The 22,127-nt window shown below is 45.1% G+C and carries 17 protein-coding genes; 8 read left to right on the forward strand and 9 right to left on the reverse strand.

Annotation, left to right across the window (positions count from 1 at the left end; genetic code table 11):
• Window positions 1-51 precede the first annotated feature (51 nt).
• From QUA80_RS05065 to fmdA, 3 genes are all read right to left on the reverse strand, one after another.
• On the reverse strand, window positions 52-2,775 hold the full coding sequence (locus tag QUA80_RS05065; RefSeq protein ID WP_333421994.1) for a DNA methyltransferase: 2,724 nt from the start codon (window positions 2,773-2,775) through the stop codon (window positions 52-54).
• 253 nt (window positions 2,776-3,028) lie between these two features.
• Window positions 3,029-3,292 carry a zinc ribbon domain-containing protein gene (locus QUA80_RS05070; RefSeq protein WP_333421996.1) on the reverse strand — a complete coding sequence of 88 codons (264 nt, stop codon included), beginning with the start codon at window positions 3,290-3,292 and terminating at the stop codon, window positions 3,029-3,031.
• A 63-nt stretch (window positions 3,293-3,355) separates the two neighbouring features.
• On the reverse strand, window positions 3,356-4,531 hold the full coding sequence (fmdA, locus tag QUA80_RS05075) for a formamidase (protein ID WP_333421998.1): 1,176 nt from the start codon (window positions 4,529-4,531) through the stop codon (window positions 3,356-3,358).
• A 204-nt stretch (window positions 4,532-4,735) separates the two neighbouring features.
• On the opposite strand from fmdA, the gene QUA80_RS05080 reads away from it, so the two are divergent.
• The 4 genes from QUA80_RS05080 to ureC all read left to right on the forward strand — a co-directional run bounded on the left by QUA80_RS05080 (window position 4,736) and on the right by ureC (window position 8,235).
• Window positions 4,736-5,611 (forward strand): urease accessory protein UreD, encoded by an 876-nt coding sequence (locus QUA80_RS05080; RefSeq protein WP_333422000.1) that lies wholly within the window; start codon window positions 4,736-4,738, stop codon window positions 5,609-5,611.
• Window positions 5,612-5,773: 162 nt separating this feature from the next.
• The gene (gene ureA, locus QUA80_RS05085; RefSeq protein ID WP_006635319.1) at window positions 5,774-6,076 is read left to right on the forward strand and encodes an urease subunit gamma; all 303 of its coding nucleotides are present in this window, start codon (window positions 5,774-5,776) and stop codon (window positions 6,074-6,076) included.
• A 33-nt stretch (window positions 6,077-6,109) separates the two neighbouring features.
• A complete protein-coding gene (locus QUA80_RS05090; protein ID WP_333422002.1) occupies window positions 6,110-6,421 on the forward strand; it encodes an urease subunit beta in 312 nt (103 codons plus the stop codon).
• Between the two features lie 56 nt (window positions 6,422-6,477).
• Window positions 6,478-8,235 carry an urease subunit alpha gene (ureC, locus tag QUA80_RS05095; RefSeq protein WP_333422004.1) on the forward strand — a complete coding sequence of 586 codons (1,758 nt, stop codon included), beginning with the start codon at window positions 6,478-6,480 and terminating at the stop codon, window positions 8,233-8,235.
• Between the two features lie 78 nt (window positions 8,236-8,313).
• On the opposite strand, the gene QUA80_RS05100 is transcribed toward ureC, so the two are convergent.
• The 4 genes from QUA80_RS05100 to QUA80_RS05115 all read right to left on the reverse strand — a co-directional run bounded on the left by QUA80_RS05100 (window position 8,314) and on the right by QUA80_RS05115 (window position 13,300).
• The gene (locus tag QUA80_RS05100; RefSeq protein WP_333422006.1) at window positions 8,314-8,934 is read right to left on the reverse strand and encodes a hypothetical protein; all 621 of its coding nucleotides are present in this window, start codon (window positions 8,932-8,934) and stop codon (window positions 8,314-8,316) included.
• 89 nt (window positions 8,935-9,023) lie between these two features.
• Window positions 9,024-10,355, reverse strand: a complete 1,332-nt coding sequence (locus QUA80_RS05105; RefSeq protein WP_333422008.1) for a serine/threonine-protein kinase — start codon at window positions 10,353-10,355, stop codon at window positions 9,024-9,026.
• Window positions 10,356-10,502: 147 nt separating this feature from the next.
• On the reverse strand, window positions 10,503-11,498 hold the full coding sequence (locus QUA80_RS05110) for a pentapeptide repeat-containing protein (RefSeq protein WP_333422010.1): 996 nt from the start codon (window positions 11,496-11,498) through the stop codon (window positions 10,503-10,505).
• Between the two features lie 107 nt (window positions 11,499-11,605).
• Complete coding sequence (locus tag QUA80_RS05115) at window positions 11,606-13,300, reverse strand: hypothetical protein (RefSeq protein WP_333422013.1); 1,695 nt, start codon at window positions 13,298-13,300, stop codon at window positions 11,606-11,608.
• Between the two features lie 70 nt (window positions 13,301-13,370).
• Here QUA80_RS05115 and QUA80_RS05120 point away from each other — a divergent pair, with 70 nt between their 5' ends.
• Window positions 13,371-14,870 (forward strand): NAD(P)/FAD-dependent oxidoreductase, encoded by a 1,500-nt coding sequence (locus QUA80_RS05120; protein ID WP_333422015.1) that lies wholly within the window; start codon window positions 13,371-13,373, stop codon window positions 14,868-14,870.
• Window positions 14,871-15,160: 290 nt separating this feature from the next.
• Here QUA80_RS05120 and QUA80_RS05125 read toward each other — a convergent pair whose 3' ends face one another.
• Complete coding sequence (locus QUA80_RS05125) at window positions 15,161-16,171, reverse strand: leucine-rich repeat domain-containing protein (protein WP_333422017.1); 1,011 nt, start codon at window positions 16,169-16,171, stop codon at window positions 15,161-15,163.
• 178 nt (window positions 16,172-16,349) lie between these two features.
• On the opposite strand from QUA80_RS05125, the gene QUA80_RS05130 reads away from it, so the two are divergent.
• The gene (locus QUA80_RS05130) at window positions 16,350-16,823 is read left to right on the forward strand and encodes an ABA4-like family protein (RefSeq protein ID WP_333422019.1); all 474 of its coding nucleotides are present in this window, start codon (window positions 16,350-16,352) and stop codon (window positions 16,821-16,823) included.
• 242 nt (window positions 16,824-17,065) lie between these two features.
• Here the strand turns inward: QUA80_RS05130 and QUA80_RS05135 are convergent, their stop codons facing one another.
• The gene (locus tag QUA80_RS05135; protein ID WP_333422020.1) at window positions 17,066-20,002 is read right to left on the reverse strand and encodes a GAF domain-containing protein; all 2,937 of its coding nucleotides are present in this window, start codon (window positions 20,000-20,002) and stop codon (window positions 17,066-17,068) included.
• Between the two features lie 216 nt (window positions 20,003-20,218).
• On the opposite strand from QUA80_RS05135, the gene QUA80_RS05140 reads away from it, so the two are divergent.
• Both QUA80_RS05140 and QUA80_RS05145 read left to right on the forward strand, forming a co-directional pair.
• On the forward strand, window positions 20,219-21,379 hold the full coding sequence (locus QUA80_RS05140) for a quinone-dependent dihydroorotate dehydrogenase (RefSeq protein WP_333422022.1): 1,161 nt from the start codon (window positions 20,219-20,221) through the stop codon (window positions 21,377-21,379).
• A 496-nt stretch (window positions 21,380-21,875) separates the two neighbouring features.
• A partial coding sequence (locus tag QUA80_RS05145; protein WP_333422024.1) for a transposase family protein occupies window positions 21,876-22,127 on the forward strand: 252 nt, incomplete at its 3' end.

Consider the following 22,127-nt stretch of genomic DNA (forward strand, 5'->3'; position numbering starts at 1 on the left):
CAACAATCTATGTGATTATACCCAGATTTACAAAATTTATGGTAACAGCGATTAGTATTTGTAGTCAGTTGGGACACAAGGCCCAACTACCGGTTCTCCCCGTTTTTCTTTTTCTGCCAGTTCTAGGTTTAATTCCAGCACTTTTGCTAAAATATCGTCGCTGTCAGTAAATCCGTAAGCTGGATTACATTCGCGATCGAGCTTAGCATGAAGTTTATAAAGTTGACTTGTTGGTTCTTCAAAAAATTTATTGTAAAGTTGAGTAATTCCCCACTGCTTTGCGGACATTTGTTGAGTGCGGTATTGATGCAATTCGACCGCCGTTGCCCGAATTTGCTCTACTGATTGACGAGTCGGTGTCTGGGGAAATGGGAAAGTTTCAAAGCAGGTATTGTGGGTGTATGCGATATCTCCTTTGAGAGTTGATTTTTGAGCGTGCATCCAAATTCGGTGAATTTTCGATGTTAGAATGCCAAAAACATAAAAATCATCAGAGGCAACGACTTTAGTTTTATTTCCGGGCAGCCATTCACAAGAGCAAGGAACGAAAACAGCCCATTTGGATACCTCTGGAACTGCAAAGTAGTGAGATAAAGGGGCGATCGCCTTTCTCATTCCTAAGCGTTTTCCTTCATATTTCCACCAGTTTAGTTTTAATGCTTCATTGCGATTATTCTGGCGTTCGATGGCAATAGTTGATTTCAATCGATTAAAAGGTAGTTCGTAGTTGCTAGCTTCTTCTATTGTCATGTCCTCAAAATCAATAATCCATCTATCGGGTACACAGTTAGGAATTTTAGCGAGATTCGCACCCATTGAAAAAAGTTTAATAACTTTCTGATTATTCAAATCCGCTTGAATCCAGTCCTTAGCCTCTTGTTCGGTAATAATAAATCCTTTACCATTAGGAATTACACCTTGAAAGCATTTATTTAAATTCGCTGACAACCTAGCAGCTTGAGAAACATCAATCGTAGCTTGCAGGGAAGAGTTGATACTAGAAACCGCGAGGTTATCTAAATAATAAACTTTCGGCTTTTCCTTGCTCCAGTTAATCAAACTAACATGAACTTTAGCTTCGCCCGACCAAGGCTGAGTAGAAACGGCTGCATAAATGTGACCGCCATTTTGCGCGACATAATCTAAAGCAGCAGCACGACTTTTACCTTGACTAATTGAATTAGTAGCAACTAAACCAGCCCTGCCATTGAGTTCTAAATTATTGTGAGCAATGCGAAACCAATAAGCACAAAAATCAACCGAATCTTTCACATCAGGAAAACGTTTAAACACGCGGTCAATATATTCATCTCCCAGGGCAATCCTCATCTGCTTTCCGCCTAAAAACGGAGGATTGCCGATAATAGCGTCAGCCTTCACCCAATCAGTAAATAAAGCATCAGCACAGACAATATTTTTATCCAAAGTATCTAAAGGCAGAGAAGGTTCTTTCAATCCCAAATTATCGATCGCCACCTTGCGGCCAATCATCAACGTCACCCGCGCCAACTCCACCGCAAACGAGTTAATATCCATGCCGTAAAATTGCTGTGGCGTGACTAAATTCATATAACCTCTTGTACCGTCGAACTCGTTTAGCTTATCTAAAAGTAACTTTTCAACTTGCTTGAGTTCCTGATAAGCTACATACAGAAAATTACCCGAACCGCAAGCCGGATCGAGGACGCGATAGCGACCTAATTCTTGGTGCAGATTTTGCAGTTGGGCTACGGTATTTGCAGCGTTAATTCGCTCTTCCCAGTAATAGCTAATTGTGGGCAAAACAATGCGGCGAATGTCTCCCTCTGTAGTAAAGTGAATCCCGTAGGCGCGGCGCTGTTTTTTATCTGTTTTCAAAGCCGATTCAAAGATATTGCCAAAAATAGAAGGGCGTACCTGACTCCAGTTTTGTTCGGCACAAACTTCTAATATTTTCAACTCTCCCTGTTGCAGTTCAATGGGGTGTATTTCCGAAAATAATCCGCCGTTGAAATACTCGACTCCTTCATAACGTCCTTCCGGCGTGACTCCCTGCTGATTCATTGCTTGAAATAAGCCGCCCAAGACATCGTAAGAACTTGCTCCTTCTAGGCAATCTTTGACGCAGCGAGTAAAGAGTGCCGGCGGCAAAAGTCCCCTATCTTCGGCAAACATTGCTAAGACGCACTGCAACACAAATCGCTGTGCCTGAAACTGATTAAATTTAGCAAATTTGCGCTCTTTGCCGCGTTCGATTAGCATCTCCAGCAGCATCCCCATTCTGCTAGCAGCTTTTTCGGTAATCTCGACTTGGTTGTTTTTGAATATGGGGCGGCGGCTGGTAGATTCCATGAAGGCAAAAGCGGGCGATCGCGCGGGCAATTGCTTTAGGGATATAATGTCTACAGGCTGATCCGGCTGAAGGTCGAAATCGTAAATGTGAAACTCGTCAAAATTGCACATCATCACGTAGCGCGGGCGATCGTCTTTTTTGAGGCGAATATAATAGCGTTCTGTTTGGGTGCGGTGTTCTCTTTTAGTCAAATCTTCACCGCGCTTTTTCATTTCAATCAAAACGTGCTTTTTCCACACCAAATCAGCAAACCCCATTTGACCTTTTTTGCTACTTTTCTCTATGCGTTCCTCATAGGTTGCGCCTGCTTCTAATGCCCCATCGTGGCCGAAAGCCCGAAAGAAGCGGTCTAAAAATACTTGTGCTTGTCCTTTTTCATCGCCTGTAATGTGTTGCTGGCAGTAGGTGACGAATTTCTGGAGACTTTCAGGGGTGGCTGGCATGGGAGGATAATTTAAAAAGCATATTAATTAGTATAATCTGGTTACAAGTTACGCAGCGAGCGCTTAAAATTTCGATACTCCCTAGCCTTTTTTAAAGAGAGTAGAATTGATTCATACTTCCTTGGCCCGCCAGGGACTTAAGTCCCTGTCTAATAGCAAAAGTCGGTTGAAACCGACTGAAATACTAACTTTACAGTCCTATTTTAGAGGACTTCAGCTTTGAGGCAGGGGTTTCAACCCCTGCCGGACTGCATCAGTGACCTATCATCCAAGGTCGTCCACCTCGGTGTTCGCGATTCCGCTGCGGTTTAGGTTCCTCAAAACGCTTAACTAGCTGCGGTTCCTGATTTTCTTGACCTTTCAACCGCAGCTTTCCAGTTAGAATCATCGGCGGGGAAAAGATGCGTTTAGCAACAGTTTCGCAACTCGGACAAAGCACAGGTGTATCTGCTTCGGCAAGAGGGCGCCACTTATCAAAAATGCCGCAAGTTTCACACCTAAAATCGTAAAGAGGCATAGCAATTTTGGATTGTAGATTTGGATGCAATGAGTAGGCGGCGGGCAGCGCCCGCTTTAATAATTAAGAGGGCAGAATATCCATCTCAAAAATTTCTGTCGGCAAAGCAATTGTGCAGCAAGCATTGGGAATGTCCACAATACCGCTGATCCTACCTTCAACTGGTGCACAGCTTAACAGCAAATACGCTTGTTCTCCGGTAAAACCAAACTTTTTCAAATATTCGATCGCATTCAAACAAGCTCGCCGATAAGCAACATGGGCATCCATATAATACTGTTTGCCCGTAAATTCATCAACAGAAATCCCTTCAAAAACCAGGTATTCTGAATAGCGCGGTTCCACCGGCCCCGGTTTGAAAATTGGGTTGACCATTGCGTATTTATCCATACCGCCTTTGATAATATCAACGTGGAGGTCGATGTACCCCGACATTTCAATTGCGCCGCAGAATGAAATTTCCCCATCTCCTTGAGAAAAGTGAATATCTCCCATCGAAAGTTTCGCGCCTTCGACATAAACCGGAAAGTAAATTCTGGAACCCCGCGACAAATTTTTAATATCGCAATTGCCTCCGTGTTCGCGGGGAGGAACAGTGCGCGCTGCTTCGGCCGCAACTCGATCGAAGTCAGCGCCTTTCAGCGACCCCAAAATTGCATTTTTGGGGTTCGGCAGTTCTGCTAAAGGCGGCACTCGATCTGAATTTGTGGCTACTAATTCTGCTTCCCGTTTGTTCCATTTATTCAACAATTCAACAGAAGGCGCGCAGCCGATTAAACCCGGATGAGTAATCCCGGCAAACCGCACTTTTGGTATGTGTCTGGAAGCGGTATAAATTCCCTGGAAATCCCAAATTGCTTTAGCAGCAGTCGGAAAATGTTCTGTCAAAAAACCGCCGCCGTTTTCTTTAGCAAAAATTCCCGTAAAACCCCATTCGTCCCCTTGCAAAGCCCCGATATCGAGGATATCGACTACTAAAATATCCCCGGGTTGCGCGCCGTTAACGTAAATTGGCCCGCTCAAAACGTGAACTACTGTTAAGTCTACATCGCGAATGTCGTCGGGGCAGTCGTCATTTTTAATTTGTCCGTCTGTCCAGTCTTTGCACTCGATGCGAAATACATCGCCGGGATTGACGGAAACTACTGCTGGAATATCTGGATGCCAGCGGTTGTGACCGACTAATTCCTGTTCTGACATCGGTTTGGTCAAATCAACTTTGAAGAGAACTTGAGGCATAGTCTGCACTCCTCTAGTTACTAATTTTTACATGGTATGGGCATCTTCCCCGATCGGATACTTGATAAATGTAAATTGTTATACTAATTCAGTGCAGACCCGAAAAATGTTTTAGATAACGATTATCATTTTTTATAAAATAACCGGGCTGCGCGGCAGTTGTGGTATGTTTTTGATAGTGAATGTTTTGAATTTCAAAAATCTGTGACTGAAACTTCGATCGCACAAAATACACATAATGTTAAAAATGGATGGCACGGCTACCTGAATTTAACCTACGCCAACCGCAACGGCAAAACTCAAATCATTCACAATCAAATGCAAGCGCCGCTTAAGGTGCAGCGCCCGTTTTATCCTGAAGGGAAAGACCTTTGTCACAGCGTCATCTTGCACACGGCTGGGGGAGTTGTCGGGGGCGATCGACTTTCCAGCCATTTTCACCTCCAACCCAACGCCAAAGCCTTGATTACCGCGGCCGCCGCTGGTAAAATCTATCGCAGCAGCGGACTAGAATCACAACAAAATATTGACATTCAACTAGATACCGGTGCTAATTTAGAATGGCTGCCACAGGAAACAATAGTTTTTGACGGCGCAATATATCGGCAAAATTTGCGGGTTGAATTAGCACCAACAGCGAGGATTTTTCTGTGGGAAATTACCAGATTTGGACGCAGTGCTAGGGGCGAAAAGTTCTTGTCTGGAGAATGGCGATCGCACACCGAAGTCTGGCAACAAAACAGCCCTTTATGGATTGACAGACAACTGCTCAAAGGTGGAGAAAAAATGCTCGAAAGTCCTCACGGTCTCGCAGGAAAACCCGTAGTCGCTACCCTCGCTTGGGTAGGCGAACCCGTAACCACAGAACTCGTGGAAAAAGTTCGATCTTTGCCATCTGAGGCAACAATTTATCCTGGTAATTCCACCGTCGGCGTGACTCGTATTCCTAACGGTTTGCTGTGCCGATATCGCGGTACATCCACCACCGCAGCTAGAGACTGGTTTGTCAGCATTTGGCAGTTGCTGCGCTTGTCTTTTTCACAGCGCCCTTGCTGTTTGCCCAGAGTTTGGATAAAATAGGAGGATCTTTAAGTTTCAATGTATAGTTGCCCTCCTAACTAGATTATTCATCTCTCTCTTCTGGGCCTGGGCGCCCTCTGCGCCCTTTGCGGTTTAATCATTCAGAAACAACCGTAAACGATATCACAACCAAATAATGCGATCGCACTTACAAGAATAAAAATGCAACTCACCCCCCAAGAAAAAGACAAACTGCTGATTTTCACCGCAGCCCTGGTAGCAGAGCGCCGGAAACAAAGAGGTTTAAAATTAAACTATCCAGAAGCACTAGCTTACATTTCAGCCGCCATTTTAGAAGGAGCAAGAGATGGCCTCACCGTCGCCGATTTAATGAGTTATGGAACAACTCTCCTGACGCGGGAAGATGTGATGGAAGGAATAGCAGAAATGGTGCATGAAGTCCAGGTTGAGGCGACTTTCCCCGACGGAACTAAACTCGTTACAGTACACGATCCGATCCGTTAAAAAATCAACCACAGAGACTCACAGGAGGAAAAAATGATTCCAGGGGAAATGATTGTTTTAGCAGGTGAAATAGAACTCAATGCAGGGCGTGAAACAGTACGTTTGCTTGTAGGAAATAAAGGCGATCGCCCGATACAAGTCGGTTCCCACTACCATTTTTACGAAGCTAACGAAGCCTTAGAATTTAATCGAGAACAAGCAAAAGGAATGCGATTGGATATTCCGGCGGGAACAGCAGTTAGATTTGAACCGGGAGACGAAAGGGAAGTGCAATTAGTACCTTTTGTCGGTAGTCGTGAAGTTTACGGCTTTAATGGAAAAGTGAACGGTGAGTTAGATGGATGAGAGAGAATTCGACTATTATCAATTATCAATAATAACGAAGTAAGGAGTGCATTAATATGAGTTATAGAATGGATCGCCGGGCCTACGCGGAAACCTTCGGGCCGACAACGGGCGATCGCGTCCGGTTAGCCGATACAGAATTATTCATAGAAGTGGAAAAAGACTTCACAACCTACGGGGATGAAGTTAAATTTGGCGGAGGCAAAGTCATTCGCGACGGCATGGGACAGTCGCCTATTTCTAATGCAGACGGCGCTGTTGACACGGTAATTACTAATGCTTTAATATTAGATTGGTGGGGAATTGTTAAAGCAGATATCGGGATTAAAGAAGGCAAAATTTTTAAAATTGGCAAAGCCGGAAATCCTTATATTCAAGATAGGATAGATATTATTATCGGACCCGGTACAGAAGTAATTGCCGGCGAAGGAATGATGATCACTGCCGGGGGAATTGATACTCACATTCACTTTATTTGCCCGCAGCAAATTGAAGCGGCGATCGCCTCTGGAATCACGACAATGATCGGCGGGGGCACAGGCCCTGCAACGGGTACAAACGCCACAACTTGCACTCCCGGGCCTTGGCATATGTACCGAATGCTGCAAGCAGCCGACGCTTTCCCCGTAAATCTAGGGTTTCTAGGTAAAGGAAATACCAGTCAACCCCAAGCATTAATTGAACAAATATTGGCCGGTGCAATGGGTTTGAAACTCCACGAAGATTGGGGAACTACGCCATCCGCGATCGACACTTGTTTGAGTGTAGCTGACGAGTACGACGTACAAGTTGCAATTCACACCGATACTCTCAATGAAGCGGGATTTGTGGAAGCTACAATTGCCGCTTTCAAAAATCGCGCAATTCACACTTACCACACCGAAGGTGCAGGTGGCGGACACGCACCGGATATTATTAAAGTCTGCGGACAAGCTAATGTTTTGCCCTCGTCAACTAACCCGACTCGCCCTTACACTGTCAATACTTTAGAAGAACATTTAGATATGTTGATGGTTTGCCACCATTTAGATCGGGGCATTCCTGAAGATGTGGCTTTTGCTGAATCTAGAATTAGAAGAGAAACTATTGCTGCTGAGGATATTTTGCACGATTTAGGTGCGTTTAGCATGATTTCTTCTGATTCTCAGGCGATGGGAAGAGTTGGGGAAGTGATTGTTCGGACTTGGCAAACGGCTCATAAAATGAAGGTGCAAAGGGGGAATTTAGACGGGCAATATGCCCGTTCCACAGGTGATTTAGACGGGCAAGATGCCCGTTCCACAGGGGGAGAAAATGACAATTTTCGGGTGAAGCGGTACATTGCAAAATATACAATTAATCCGGCAATAACTCACGGAATTAGTCAGTATGTCGGTTCGGTGGAAGAGGGAAAGTTGGCGGATTTGTGTTTGTGGCGGCCGGCTTTTTTTGGGGTAAAACCGGAACTGGTAATTAAAGGAGGGGCGATCGCCTACGGGCAGATGGGAGATGCTAACGCCAGCATTCCTACACCGCAACCGGTGCATATGCGGCCGATGTTTGGGAGTTTTGGCGGTGCGATTGGGGCGACTTGTCTGACGTTCGTTTCGCAAGCTGCGCGCGATCGAGATATTGCCGCACAGCTAGGTTTAAAAAAGCCTACTGTAGCAGTTTCCGGAACGCGGCAAATTAGTAAAAGAGATATGAAACTCAACGATTATTTGCCACAAATGGAAGTCGATCCAGAAACTTATGAAGTGAGGGCGAATGGGGAATTGTTAACGTGCGAACCGGCAACTGTTTTGCCAATGGCGCAGCGGTACTTTTTGTTTTAACCGATTGTACAATCATGTAAGGGCTGGTTTTAGCAACTGTCTATGTCTAAAACTAACGATCTCCTAAACCCACCCCATCTAATTAAACTTACTTAATTCAGGATTGGATGTCTTGTCAGAAAAATTGAGCGATCGCAGTATTAAACCCTTGCAAACAAACCAAAAATAAAGCGCAATATTCACCCCACTTAACAACTTGGGGATACCCTCAAGCAAGCTGGAAATTGCCTCATTTTTCCAGGGCAATGCTTCCGCAAAAAAGGCCAAAAATAATAAACCCACGCCACTTACTAACAAAAAGTATGGCGTTGATTTTATTTGCCTCCTAAAAGTTAATCCATAAACTGCCGCAGCAACAGCGTAGATAATAACTATTGTAACTTTAGGGAATCCTGCGCGTCCGAGATGAACATGAGTGCGAAAAACTTCATTAAATAGGAAAAATCCCGTAACTATGGCTGAACCTAAAATAAACTGATTTTCAGGACGATTCGGTTGAGTAGTTCTTAGCAAACCAAAGCTAAAAACACACACCATTACAGAAAAATAAAACAACATTTGGAACATCAGAAAAAAGAAACCCGCCCCCGGATATGTCGCAAGACAAGGCGGAAAAAATAACCCTTTTACCGAAGAACCAAACCCATTTAGGGCAAAACTTACCACCCCTACCAGCAAGACAGCTAAAGTATTGAGCAAAAAAACAATCCTATAATTTGCCATAATCTAATTTGACTGCCTCAAGTATTCTCATCATTGAGCGATCGCAGTTTTTTTGCTAAATTTACTCATCTTAAATTTAACCAATTTTGAATTTCTTGAGCTAACCAAACCGCCTCGATCTCTTGCAAATTGTTCGCTAAGACATAAAAATAAGTTCCTGCATTGCTGCCAGAACGAATATTGATTTGATATCCTCCCCAAGTTCTGTATAGGAAAGCACCCAAAATATCTGATTTTTTTCCGATTCTTCGCTGGTAATTCCAGCCAAATATCTGATATTTTATTTCCCACTCGTTACTGTAACAGTTAATGTCATTGACCTGACAAAAACACCTAAGTATCAGACATATTATACTTGACCAAAATATTAATCCTATCAGGGATTGTGATAGGAACAATCCTTGAATTATTTGCAATAATATTAATGTGAGAGGTATTCCTACAACAGCAGAGAGGAAAGGTCTTCGGAGTAATAAACTTGGAATTTTAATGTTGAAGTCCGTTGCTGATTTGCTCACTTCAATGCGAGAGTCAACCGGTTTAGGAATTTTCCTAACATTCGCAATCCGGTCGTTAGCCGATTCTATGTTTCCCGATTTCAAAGCTGCTAAAGCCTCTCTAGCCTTGCTGAAACGCTTTTCTAACCCGATTTCCGTCATCTTCTCAATCCAGCTTACCAAACTGGGATTCACACTCACGCGATCGCGAAACTGAATCCGAGAATCTTTCTGTGGTAAATCAGCAGGAGTCATCCCCGTTAACAAATGAATTAAAGTACCTCCCAAAGCATACAAATCCGAAGCCGGAACCGCCCGCCCCCAAAACTGTTCTAACGGTGCATAGCCACTCGTTCCTACAACTGTAAACGTTACACCTGTCACCGCAGCTTGAGCTTGTACCGCACCAAAATCTACTAGATAAACGTGCTGATCTTCCCCCCAAATTAAATTACTCGGCTTAATATCTCGGTGCAAAACAGGGGGATTCAACTCATGCAAATAAATTAAAATTTTCAGCACTTCAGTGGAAATTATTCGCACTTTTACCTCGGAAAATCTTTGACCTTTGTCTAACAGTTCCTGAAGTGAAAACCCCGGAATATAATCTTGCACTAACCCAAACCAAGGCAATCCTGCTCCGGCTTCCCGCTCCAGGGAAAAATAATCTCGATAGCAAGGAATGCGGGGATGATTTAGCGCCTGCAAAACTTGTGCTTCTCTTTCAAAAAGCTTGAGTTCTTCCCACTGCATTTCCGGGCTAAAAGCTAACATTTTCAGCGTCACCTGTTCTTGAGACTCTAAATCTACTGCTAGCCAAGTTTGATGACCTGCCGCTGTGCGTCCTAAACGCTGTTGCAATTGATAACGTTCTTGTAAAATTGTCCCTGTATCTAACACAGCATTTCCCTCCTTTTTTTTATTCTACAAAATTGCCTCAACTATATTTCTTAAATAAGTCTCCATCGGGCAGACTTACTTTAACATCAGACTCTCCAATTCGCAATTCCCGATGCCCCATTCCCGATGCCCCATTCCCAATCATAATTACCCGTGCATTTCTCCATTTGGCATGATTGTACCGCGCAACTGAGCTCCCGCTAAATTAGCACTGCTCAAATCTGCCCTAATCAAAGTTGTGCGGTGCAAAATTGCATCCCGCAACTCTGTTCTAGCCAGGTAAGCATCAGTCAGATCCGCTTCACTCAAATTTGCCTGATTAAAGTTAGCTCGACTCAAATCAGCCCTCACCAAATTAGCTCGACTCAAGTCAGCCATAACTAAATTAGCATTGCTCAACTTAACATCAGGAAGAAATGCACCCCGCAAGTTAGCGCCCGCCAATTCAGCATCAATTAAGACAGCTCTTTCCAACCTAGCACTTGTCATTACAGCCCAGGAAAAATTCGTTTCTATCAAAGTTGCTTCAGTCAAAAATGTGCCATCTAAAATAGCTTCGCTCAAATTCGCCTGAGTCAGATTTGCTTCCTGCAGAGATGCTTCAGTCAAGTTCGCTTGACTGAGATTAGCTTTAGTCAAATCTGCACCTAGCAAGTTGACGCCCCGCAAATCGGCACCTTGAAAATTTGCACCCCGCAAGTTTGCACCCTCAAAAATCCGCTGTTCCTTGCGCAAATTTGCACCGCGCAAGCAGGCACCGCGCAAATCGGCACCTTGCAAATTTACTCCTCGCATATCTGCATCGGTCAAATTTGCATCGATAAAAACTGCCAAAGAGATGTTAGCTTTGCGAAAGTCTGCACCTTGCAAAGTAGCTCCATGGAAGTCTGCATCGGACAAATTTGCTCCGCTCAAGTTGGCCTGATTCAAGTTAGCACCATACAGCTTTGCAGTAGTTAAATTTGCGCGCTGAAGGTTAATTCTACTCAGGTAAGACATCGCTAAGTTTGCACCCCAGAGGTCAGCACTGCTTAAATTTACCCCAATTAAATCGGCACCCCTCAGGTAGACGCCTCTAAGATTTATACCTTGAAAATCTAGTTCTCCTGATGTATATCGCCTTAAAATTTCGCTGGCATTCATGTTTTTTTGTTGTTACTTGGGCAAAATATACTATTTCTAGAATTCTTGATTTTCAGTCTTCGCCTTGCCGACTTAATTTGTGTCGCCCCAGACTTGAGTCTGGGTATTTAATGAGTTTGATTCACAAATTCTTGAGTCCAAGCGACTGTTTTGTTTCCTAACTGCCGCCCGTGAATTTTCACGTGAGTAAGATATTGTGATTGTAAAGTACACAGTTTTTTGTAAATGTATATAGCTGTAGCCTGTTGGTTTGGTACTTCGGTAGACTCCAGAATGACGTGGAGCCAACCGTCTTTAAATCCTGCTGTAGCACCAATTCCCTTTGGCTGCAGCAATTGATTGAGCAATTGGGCGATCGCCTTTGGTTTGCCTTGTTTTGCCATTTCCACAAGCTGATACTGATTTGATTTTTGGTTAGAGAGTTGCTGCTCTGTTTCGGAAATTTTCTCTACAATATTCTCCTGCGTTTCTGAAGAAGATATCCCGTTTTCTCTTAACTCTACTTCGCTGAGTATTTCGATTAATTTGTCGGTAAATCCCTGAACTATTCCCAAATAATCTCTGAGACTTTTATATTTCCAGTTCAAACGATCGTCTGCACTTTCTGTATAAAGTTTTTTGTTCAAAGCAGATTCTAACTCGCTGAAGATATTTTCTATTTGCGCCGTTGCGGAGTTAGCACTTTGAGTGACTAATCCTTTCATTTCTTCTTCCAATCCCAACTTGCGTTTGATGGAATCGCTAATATTTAGCGTAACCGGAGCTGCCGGATCGAAAGTGTCGAGAATTGTCGGCGTTTCTGCCACTAGGAATGTTTCTACCAATTCGTGTCTGAAATCAGGAGCGGAATTATTGCTGCTGGTTTCAGGTTTCTTAAAATGTAGATTTTGTGCCGTGTCCGGCACTAAGTAACTGTTGAGGGGGTCATAACGATAGTGAGTTGCAGCAGCTTGAATGATTTGAGTAATATCCCCCGGCTCAAAATAATCGCTGCGCCTGTCAATCTGCTCGATCTCTTCATAAAGACTGTTGTTTAAATGCGTCTGATCGTAATCTTCACTAGCAGAATCTTCGGAGCGATCGCGTTCTTCCTGTTGTAATTTTGCGTAACAAGGATTCATCGCTTTGATAATCACGCTAGCCGCTTGGTCGCATTCATCTGTGTTGTCGAGATTGCCCGCCGTTGTGTACAACTGAGATTCGAGTTCGGTCAGCGTGGGACAAACATTAAACAGTTCTCGCAGCAGATTGTCAAGTTCTTGGCTTTTCAGCAGGAGCAAGTCGCGATCGCTAAAAGTAAACTGGTGATAAAGACTAGAAAAAATTAGGATTTTAGCCCTCAGCGGATTTGTTTGCTGCAAAATTTTTTGTCTGACATCAAATAAATTACCTGGGTTTCTTTCCCTTTTTTTGCTGGTGGATAGTTCAGAACTGAAGTGCTCTTCAAATACGGGTGCTTCCTGACCGCCAAAACTAGATATGTTTGTTTCTAATTTGGTGAAGTCTTCAAATTCATACAGCCTGCTAAGCTGACAGACTATGAGGTCGGATACTAAAGCATACTCGTTTTTTTTATTAACCTTAGAAACTATATTATTTAAAACAGCTTCAATGTCTTCTAACCTGCTATATTTGGCGCAGAGTTCTTCGATTAAACTCCTTACATCTGCGCTGGCGAGTTGGGCCGGATCGTTTTCCCAAAAGTCTTTACAAGCAAAAAATAATATTTTTTTAAGGCGCGAGAGATGGACATCTTGTTCTAATTCGCGAACAACTTCATCTAAAATAGATAAAGGTTTCATAGTTTTCCTCTCCAAAAAATACCCTGTCAACAGTCAGCAAGAAATAATACAATTATACCACATTTGATAAATGCAAGACTTTGATGCGATCGTAATTGGCAGCGGTATTGGCGGCTTAGTCGCCGGCTCGATGCTAGCTCGCTATGGCAAGCGGGTTCTCGTATGCGAGAGCCACACCATAGCGGGCGGGGCAGCTCACAGCTTTTCGCGCCGGGGATTTCACTTTGATTCGGGGCCTTCTTTTTATTGCGGTTTGACTGACCCGCAGTCGTTTAATCCTTTGCGGCAAGTTTTTGATGTTTTAGAGGAATCGATCGCGGCAATTTCCTACGATCCCCTGGGGCATTACCATTTTCCAGAGGGCAGTTTGCCGGTTTATGCTGATGCGAGAAGTTACTTAGATGCTGTAGCTAGGTTCGCACCGCAAGGTGCTGTAGAATTGCAGAAATTTCAACAAAATTTATTAGTTTTGTATGAAGCTTTGCGTGGAATTCCGGCTTTAGCGCTGAGATCCGACTGGCAGTTAATACCTGTTTTGCTGTCTCGGTACTCGCCTGCGTTGCTGAAGTTGTTGCCGTTGGTAGGTGCGATCGCGGGTTCAGCAGGTTCCTTAATGGATCGGGACGTGCGCGACCCTTGGGTGAGGCGTTTGATCGATTTGGAGTGCTTTTTGCTGTCGGGTTTGAAAGCGCACGAAACTGTCGCCCCGGAAATAGCTTTTATGATTGGCGAACGATCGCGCTGTGCGATCGAATATCCTGTAGGTGGCAGCGGTGCGATCGTCGATGCTTTAGTCAGAGGTTTGCAGCGCTGGGGCGGAAAATTGCGCCTGGGAACTCCGGTCGAGCAAATATTAGTTGAATCCGGCAAAACCAGCGGCGTTCGCTTGCAAAAAGGCGAAATTATTCGCGCCCCAATAGTCGTTTCAAATGCCACCGTCTGGGATACTTATACAAAATTACTGCGCCCTGAAGATTTGCCGCAAAGCTACCGAAAAAGCGCTTTGTCGGTGCCAGCAGTAGACAGTTTCATGCACCTGCATTTAGGAATTAAAGCCGAAGGACTCGAAGGTTTGACCGGCCACCACGTCGTCGTTCACGATAGCAAGATTGACATTACAGTACCCGGAAATACTTGCATGATTTCGATTCCTACAGTGTGGGATGCAACTCTCGCGCCGCCGGGACATCACGCCGTTCACGCTTATACATTGGAACCTTACGAAGGTTGGGAATATGGCGAATTGTATCAGCAGAAAAAGCAAGATCGATCGCAATCTCTCTTTCAAGCTTTAGAAAAAATTATACCGGATTTGCGATCGCGGATAGTCTTAGAGTCGATCGGCACACCGCTAACCCACGCCCGATTTTTGCGCCGGTATCAAGGAACTTACGGGCCTGCAATTGCCGCCGGAAAAGGCACATTTCCCGGCCCGCAAACACCAATCAAAGGCTTGTACCGCGTGGGAGACAGCACTATGCCCGGAATTGGCGTCCCCGCCGTCGCCGCATCGGGTATTTTGTGCGCGAATACTTTGGTAAATCCCGATGTTACAGCACCATTTTTGTAAATTGGTAGAGCAAATGGACGGGTTTTGCCAAAGATACTTCCGGCGCATCAAAAAATAGCTCGACCCGCCCTTTTGGAACCAGTAAACTGCTTGCTGGGGCGCTGATGAGTGCTAAAAACTGATTATCCACCAGCGGCAAAAGCGGCCATAATTGCGATCGACAAAGCCAAACCTGGCAACAGCAGCAATCCTAACATCAAAGCATCGTGTCCGCTCATCACTTTCTCCTGATATTGACCTTTGACATTATACTCTATAAACCGCCATCTTGCCTCGACCTTAATAATTAATTAAAACCTGCAGATTGATTCAGGATTGACAGGGCAAATTTTATTAACAATGGGATTCCCGCGCAAGTCCAGCGTAGTTAACTTTTGCAAAGATTGCAGGGAACTGATATCAGAAATTTGATTGTTGTACAAGTCTAGTAAAAATAAGTTATTTAAAGCTTGCAGCGCGCTGCTATCGGAAATTGGATTGTTGAACAGATAAAGTTCAGTCAAATTAGTTAACGATTTCAGCGGACTGATGTCTGATATTTGATTGTTACCGAGGTTGAGCTCAATTAAATTAGTGAGCGATGTCAAGGGACTAATATCTGATATTTGATTTTGGAATAAAACCAATTTATTTAAGTTAGTTAGAGTTTCCAGCGGAGTAAGGTCAGATATTTCATTTCCGAACAGAAACAGCGTCTTGAGATTTTTTAAGGAAGCCAACGGGGTGATATCCGATATTTTATTATTGTAAAGGTAGAGTGTCTGGAGTTCAGTTAAATTTTCAAGAGGAGCGATATCGGAAATTTGATTGTTGTAGAGAATCAGCGCATTTAAGTTAGTTAATTTTTTCACCGGAGTGATGTCGGAAATTTTGTTGTCAAACAAGACAATTGCGGTAAGATTAGTTAGACCTGCTAGGGGACTGATGTCTGAGATTTGATTGGTATCGAGAACGAGTACAGCCAGATTGATTAGAGATGAAAGCGGACTGATATCTGATATTTGATTGACATCTATAACCAGAGTTTTCAGGTTAGTTAGAGATTGCAGGGGAGCGATGTCAGATATTTGATTGCTGCCGAGGATGAGATTAGTAAGTTGAGTGAAAGATGAGAGGGGGCTGATATCGGTAATTTGAAGATCTTTGAGGTTAAGTTCTTTTGTATTAGAAAGCAGCTCGTTGGCTCGCTCGCACTCAGAAGTATCTGATATTTGCAACAGTATTTCTACCGTATGTTTGGCGCTGGGAGAAATAGTTTCTTTGTGTTTACACCAATCTAGAAAGTTATTATAATTTGTCATGGGCTGTGCTGCGTCAATCGATTTTATATGGGAGATTGGAAATTTTAGATAAGTATAGCAATTCTATTTCATTTATGAGTGAGATTTTTTTCGGGTTTTGAGAAATTTTAGCAAAAATTGTGTAAAGTAATCTTAACATCCTTAATTGCATTGCCTTCGCAGGAGCCAAGAGCCAACTATGACACCAGAACTAATTTTTAATGCCGGTAATCTGTTCGTTGTGCCTTTCTGGGCCATTATGATTTTATTACCCAACTGGGGATTTACCCGAAAAGTGATGAATTCCTTCATTCCGTTTGTAGTTCTCGCCGCTTTGTACGTATATTTGTTTGGTAGCAGTCTGACGGCGGAAAATGCGGCAGCTTTGTCGAATCCCAAGCTAGCAGATATTGCTAAGTTTCTGGGGGAGGAAACGGCTGCAGCTACGGGATGGATACATTTTTTAGTGATGGATTTGTTTGTCGGGCGCTGGATTTATTTGGAAGGACAGCGGACAGGAGTTTGGACGGTTCATTCTTTGGCTTTGTGTTTTTTTGCTGGGCCGATGGGATTGCTTTCTCATATTGTAACTGCTTGGATTGCTCAAAGGTTTTTCACTAGTTCTGAAAGTCTTTCAGGGGCTGGTTCTGGGGTTCACCCCCAAGAAAATTGATGTATTGTGGAACGGGCTCTCCTGCCCGTTCGTTCCTAAGAATAGCGCAAGATATCAATAACAATATCGATCGCAGCTAAACCAGTGTCTTGTATTTTGAAAGAGGTAGATGGCGGTTTAGCGTTGGGTGGGGCGGGTTTATGAAATTATGGGTTTTAGGCAATTATTGTTGGTGAAACCAGCCCCTAGAATCCTCGATCGCAGCTTGGAACTTTTACAAAGTTTTACAAAATCTTACAAGATTAAGAATTGGCTAGCGGCAGCACTAAACGAGCCACAATTAAATTATTTTCTAACATTTCTAAAGACAAGTTTCCCCCCATTAAGCGTACTGCTCGCTGACAAATTAAGAGATTTTGCACGATCGACCTATTTGCAGAAACCGCTAATATATCGGGTTGGGAACCGCCGTTGAAGGCAGCAATTAACTGTCGATCGCCCGCGCCGCTATCGACCACAGACAATTCTAACAAATCTTCCCCCAGCAACTGAGAGCGAATCTCAATCTTGGCGCCAACTGCAGAGCGCCTGCAAGCAGCCGCCAGCAATTCGCACAGGATCAAATCCAGCTTGATACTGTCTCCGCGAACGCTCAAAGTCTGGCCGGCAGGCATCGAGACAGCAGTTTCTCTGTGGACTTCCAGCAAGACTTTGGACTGTTTGACCAGGGAGGCCGTTCGATCGATCGATCGCCTCAGCAAAGCGCTCACAGGCACCGCATCTTGTCCGAATTGCAACCGCCACTGTTCCTGTTTCAGCAGCAAATGAGTTGACCCCAAAGCATTGCCAATTTGCCGCAAAACCTGTTGGTAGCGCAAAGTTTTCAGAGCATCCTTTTGTTCCTTCGCCGACAGGAAAATCGACTGACTCAACTCCCCCAACTCCTTCACCCCCGCTGCCAAAGTGCGGTAAAACTCCTCAAAACGGCGCTGTTTGTACCAATTGATCAGCTCCAGATCCAATCGCTGCGACTCGTGGGCCGATTGCACCGCCAAATACCTGCGCCACCAAGCCAACTGAGATGCCATCGAGCTGAGCAAACTCACCGACAACTCCGACCACTGGCGGCCCGGAGCGTCTGCAGCCACCACAATGCCCGCCGGAGCGTGTTCTGGGGCCGTCTGCAGGGCCACCGTCAGAATCTCGCCAATTCCCGGACTGCGGAGCCACCGCTTCGTCGCCAGTGGCAGTTGGCTCGTGCTCTGTTGCAGCACGCCCCCTTCTGCCAGGGTTTGTTGGATCAAAGGATCTGTTTGGACAGGAATCACCGCCTCGGGATTGAGGGCAAATACGGGATTGGCAGCTAGCGCCGTCGCAATTGAACCTTCCTCCTCACCGGGATTCCAAGTAATTACGGCTACTAAAGGACAGGAAATTGTCTGGGAAAGGTGTTGAGCAAAGTTACGATCGAGTTTTTGCAGCGGCAACTCTGGGAACATCGTCGGTGAAGCAGCAGATATCGGTTGGCCAGATTGCTCCTCAGGAGAATGCTGCAAAACCGCCAAACCCGATTTGAGCGCTCGCTCAAATTGCTGATATTTGTCGATTTCCGCACTCTGCTGCCAGGAGTGCAGGATCAATCCTAGCTGTTGGCTCACTAGCCGAACTAATTCTTGCTCAGATCGCCTCCAAGTGCGAGTTGCACTGTGCCCGACAACCAGTAAACCCTCGATCGATTTGCGATTGGCGATTTTAGATTTTAGATTGGGGTTTTCTCCCTCTTCCTTTTTCGCCCGAGTGGTCGATGCCACAAGCGATCGCACCCCCGCCTCCCCCAGCACTTCCCGCCAAGCGCCCAACCGCCGGTCTTCTTCCCAATTTTCAATAGCCAGAGGTGCGCTTTCTTGCAACAGCCCCACGTCAGCCACATCGAGGGCGTTGAGCGGCGACGCCACTGGCCTGCGGTTGCGGGGGAAATTTTGGCAGACAATTTCAAAGCGATTTTGTTCTTCGCCGTACAGCAGCAGCAAAAAGTATTCGCATTTGAGCCGCCCGCACAACTGCTCGGCGGTATTTTTCAAAGTCGCCTCCCAGTCAGCATCGCTGTAGATGGCGCGAGCTATTCCGGCAGTTAAATCTCGATCGATCTCAGTTTGCTGAATCCTCTCCTCCATCTCCGACACCGGAGCCGTCAGAGCCACTAACCGCGCCACTCCCCGCAGGTAATGTTTTTCATTTTCTTGCCAAATCCGGGGTTCGCTGGCTTCGACTGCCAAAAATCCCAACAATTCCCCTTGTGAAACAATCGGCGCAGCCAACAGAGAGCGAGCGCGGATTTGCTGCATCAACCGCCCCGTCAGCTCAGTTTTCAGAGAACTTTGAGATTCACCGATCCAAACCATTTCTTCCCTGCCCAAAGCCTGATAAAATCCGCCCAAGTCTTGGACGGTGATGCCCGAAGCCGGTCGCTCCGGCCCGCCCAAACCCTGAGCAACTTGGCGGTTGCTGACTCGCCGCCAAAAATAGCGCCGCTCTCGCTCGAACCAATAAATATTGGTGCGCGTGGGTTCGATAAATTCATGAGCTTGTTCGACAACCGCTTGCAAGTATTGGTCGAGCGATCGCAGTTCCCCCAACTGCGAAATCAGCGCTAAAAGAGACTCGTCTGGGTGTTTGACTTGTTGTCGCTGCCAGTCTTTTTCTATTTGGTAAAGAGCAGTTGCCAGCGCTCCAAATACGATCGCCAACTGCGTTTTTTCCCCCGACTTTGGCGACGATCCCCACTCGTCAGTGCCGAGCAAAATCACGCCGTAGCAGCGGTCTTTGTAGCGCAGCGGAAACAGAGTCGTGCCTTGAATGTTGAAAGTTTGAGCTGCTTTGCGCCATTCTCCGGCTCTACTTTCCGATCGCAAATCCGGGACTCCCACCGGTCGGAGCTGAATCACCACTTGTTCCAGCAAATCCCCCGGACTCAGAGCAAACCGCTGTTTGAGAAAAGACAGGTCGCCGTTAGGAGTTATGCCACCTTTCCCGAACAACCTGTGGGCCTGTCGATCGTACAACCCGATCCAAATCAACCGCCAGTCAAATTCCGCTTGCAAGTAACCGAGTGTGGTCGAAAGCAGCACTTCAACATTCTCCTCTTCTCGCAGAGTCTGGAGAACGCGCTCCAGGGCCGCGATTTGTTCGTCTAAATCCTTAGGTCTTTGCTGCTGCCCCATTTCTAAGCTTCCCCGCACCTTTGTTCAATTTAAAATTACAAACTTAAAACTTTAAAAAATTAAAATGGAAAAGAATCAACTTATAATATAATCGTCTCACTTATCCTTTCGTCTCAAACATTGAAGAGAGTCGATCGAAGTTAAAGTAACAACCTCGTCTTTGCTGTCGTCGGCTCGTGAATACTTTTATTTCCCTTCTCATTTCTCATTTGTAAACTGCCCCAGTACAAGTCATTGGATATTTATCAATCAGGTGTACGGCCGCTGTTGTTTTCCGTATTGAAAACCGATGCCGAGTGGCTGCACAACCGCACTCTTCAATTCCTCGAACTCGCAGCCCGAAATCAGTCCAACCCCGCAATCAGCCAAATGCTCTCCCGATTGCAGAAATCTTTGGGAGTGCCAGATTCTCGCCTCGAACAATCTTTGTGGGGACTGAGCTTTAAAAATCCTGTCGGCTTGGCCGCGGGATTTGATAAAAACGGCGTAGCTGCTGACATTTGGGCAAATTTTGGCTTTGGCTTTGCCGAACTCGGCACTGTCACTTGTCAACCGCAGCCGGGAAACCCGCAACCTCGCTTGTTTCGCTTGACGGAGGACAGTGCAGCCCTCAACCGCATGGGATTTAACAATCAAGGAGCCGCGGCAATGGCAGCCCGGTTTCAGGCAGCACAGAAACACTCAAAATTCGATACCCAGCGCCCCATGCCTCAGTCTCCATTCCCCTTGGGGATCAATCTCGGTAAATCTAAGGTAACACCGTTAGAGCAGGCAGCAGCGGACTATTTGGAGAGTTTTAAGCTGCTGAAAGATTGGGGCGACTATTTTGTAGTCAACGTTTCGTCTCCGAATACGCCGGGGTTGCGATCGCTCCAAGATGCTGCTGGACTTACCACAATTTTGGAAATTTTGCAACAAGAAAATCAGGGAACCAAGCCAATTTTAGTCAAGATTGCGCCGGATTTGGAACCAGAGGCGATCGCATCAATCCTCGACTTAGCAAAAACCTACCAACTAGCAGGAATTATCGCCACAAATACCACCATCCGCCGCGACGGACTGAAAACGCAAATATTGCGAGAAACAGGCAAACCAATCGCCGAAGAAGCCGGAGGAATTAGCGGGCTTCCAGTGCGGGAGCGATCGACACAAGTCATCCGATTTATCAGGCAATATACAAAAGGCGAATTACCCATAATTGGAGTTGGCGGCATTTTCACCGCCGAAGATGCTTGGGAAAAAATAGCCGCCGGTGCGAGTTTAATTCAAGTCTACACCGGTTGGGTTTATGAAGGGCCTTGGATGGTGCGCCGGATTCTACAAGGGTTGTTGCAAAAGTTAGAAGAACGCGGATTGAGTTCTATTTCTGAGGCAGTAGGTTCGGACAATCAATAGACACAGGAGTGAAAAGCAAGTCTTGGGCAGGCAGGAAGCCTGCCCCACAAGAATTGTTGAAGAAGTCTAATAAATTGTTGCATCAGGATTTACGCACCGACTCTAACGAGTTATTAAACAAATCAATTCTCAGTTGATTTTTGACAAGGACTTAGCAAAACCTCAGAGGAAACCTCCGTACCATCAACAAGTACACACTCATCTACAACTTTAACCCGATTCAACGGAACCCACTGAAGTGCTTGTACAAAACAGCGCTTTTCCAACAGTTTCCTAACATTAATACTACAATATATCTTTTATTTTCGATCGATTTCAATCAGTATTATATCATATCATGTCCGGTCGATTGACCGCGATCTAATCAGTAGGAACACCACCCCCATCAAATAAAGAATACCAAAACGAATTACGATTGCGCCTCATCTGAAGACATCTCCAAAATAGTAACATTTTGTGGTAAAAGAACATCAGATATCTTTTTTGAGACAGAAATATGAGCGATATACTGAACCATATTGAAGAAAATCCTAAACAAACACAGAGGTTAATTGGTCTGGGGTATGAACAGTTACAACAGTTAATTCAAAATGCGGAACGATTACATCACGAAAAACAAGCGGACTTAGAATCAAAGAAAATTAGAATTATCTCCGGTGGAGGTGGGCGTAAACCCAAATTATCTCTCAAAGAACAAATAATTTTAACCTTGGTTTATCTCAGACATCTGACCACATTTCAACTTCTT

Origin of the sequence: Microcoleus sp. F4-D5, assembly GCF_036704885.1 — a bacterium.
Lineage (GTDB): Bacteria > Cyanobacteriota > Cyanobacteriia > Cyanobacteriales > Microcoleaceae > Microcoleus.

Coding starts and splice junctions, on each gene's coding strand:
- QUA80_RS05070 (WP_333421996.1), bottom strand. CDS start 3,292: ATGCCTCTTTACGATTTTAGGTGTGAAACTTGCGGCATTTTTGATAAG.
- fmdA (WP_333421998.1), bottom strand. CDS start 4,531: ATGCCTCAAGTTCTCTTCAAAGTTGATTTGACCAAACCGATGTCAGAA.
- QUA80_RS05125 (WP_333422017.1), bottom strand. CDS start 16,171: ATGACAAATTATAATAACTTTCTAGATTGGTGTAAACACAAAGAAACT.
- QUA80_RS05120 (WP_333422015.1), top strand. CDS start 13,371: ATGCAAGACTTTGATGCGATCGTAATTGGCAGCGGTATTGGCGGCTTA.
- ureA (WP_006635319.1), top strand. CDS start 5,774: ATGCAACTCACCCCCCAAGAAAAAGACAAACTGCTGATTTTCACCGCA.
- ureC (WP_333422004.1), top strand. CDS start 6,478: ATGAGTTATAGAATGGATCGCCGGGCCTACGCGGAAACCTTCGGGCCG.
- QUA80_RS05065 (WP_333421994.1), bottom strand. CDS start 2,775: ATGCCAGCCACCCCTGAAAGTCTCCAGAAATTCGTCACCTACTGCCAG.
- QUA80_RS05110 (WP_333422010.1), bottom strand. CDS start 11,498: ATGAATGCCAGCGAAATTTTAAGGCGATATACATCAGGAGAACTAGAT.
- QUA80_RS05090 (WP_333422002.1), top strand. CDS start 6,110: ATGATTCCAGGGGAAATGATTGTTTTAGCAGGTGAAATAGAACTCAAT.
- QUA80_RS05130 (WP_333422019.1), top strand. CDS start 16,350: ATGACACCAGAACTAATTTTTAATGCCGGTAATCTGTTCGTTGTGCCT.
- QUA80_RS05115 (WP_333422013.1), bottom strand. CDS start 13,300: ATGAAACCTTTATCTATTTTAGATGAAGTTGTTCGCGAATTAGAACAA.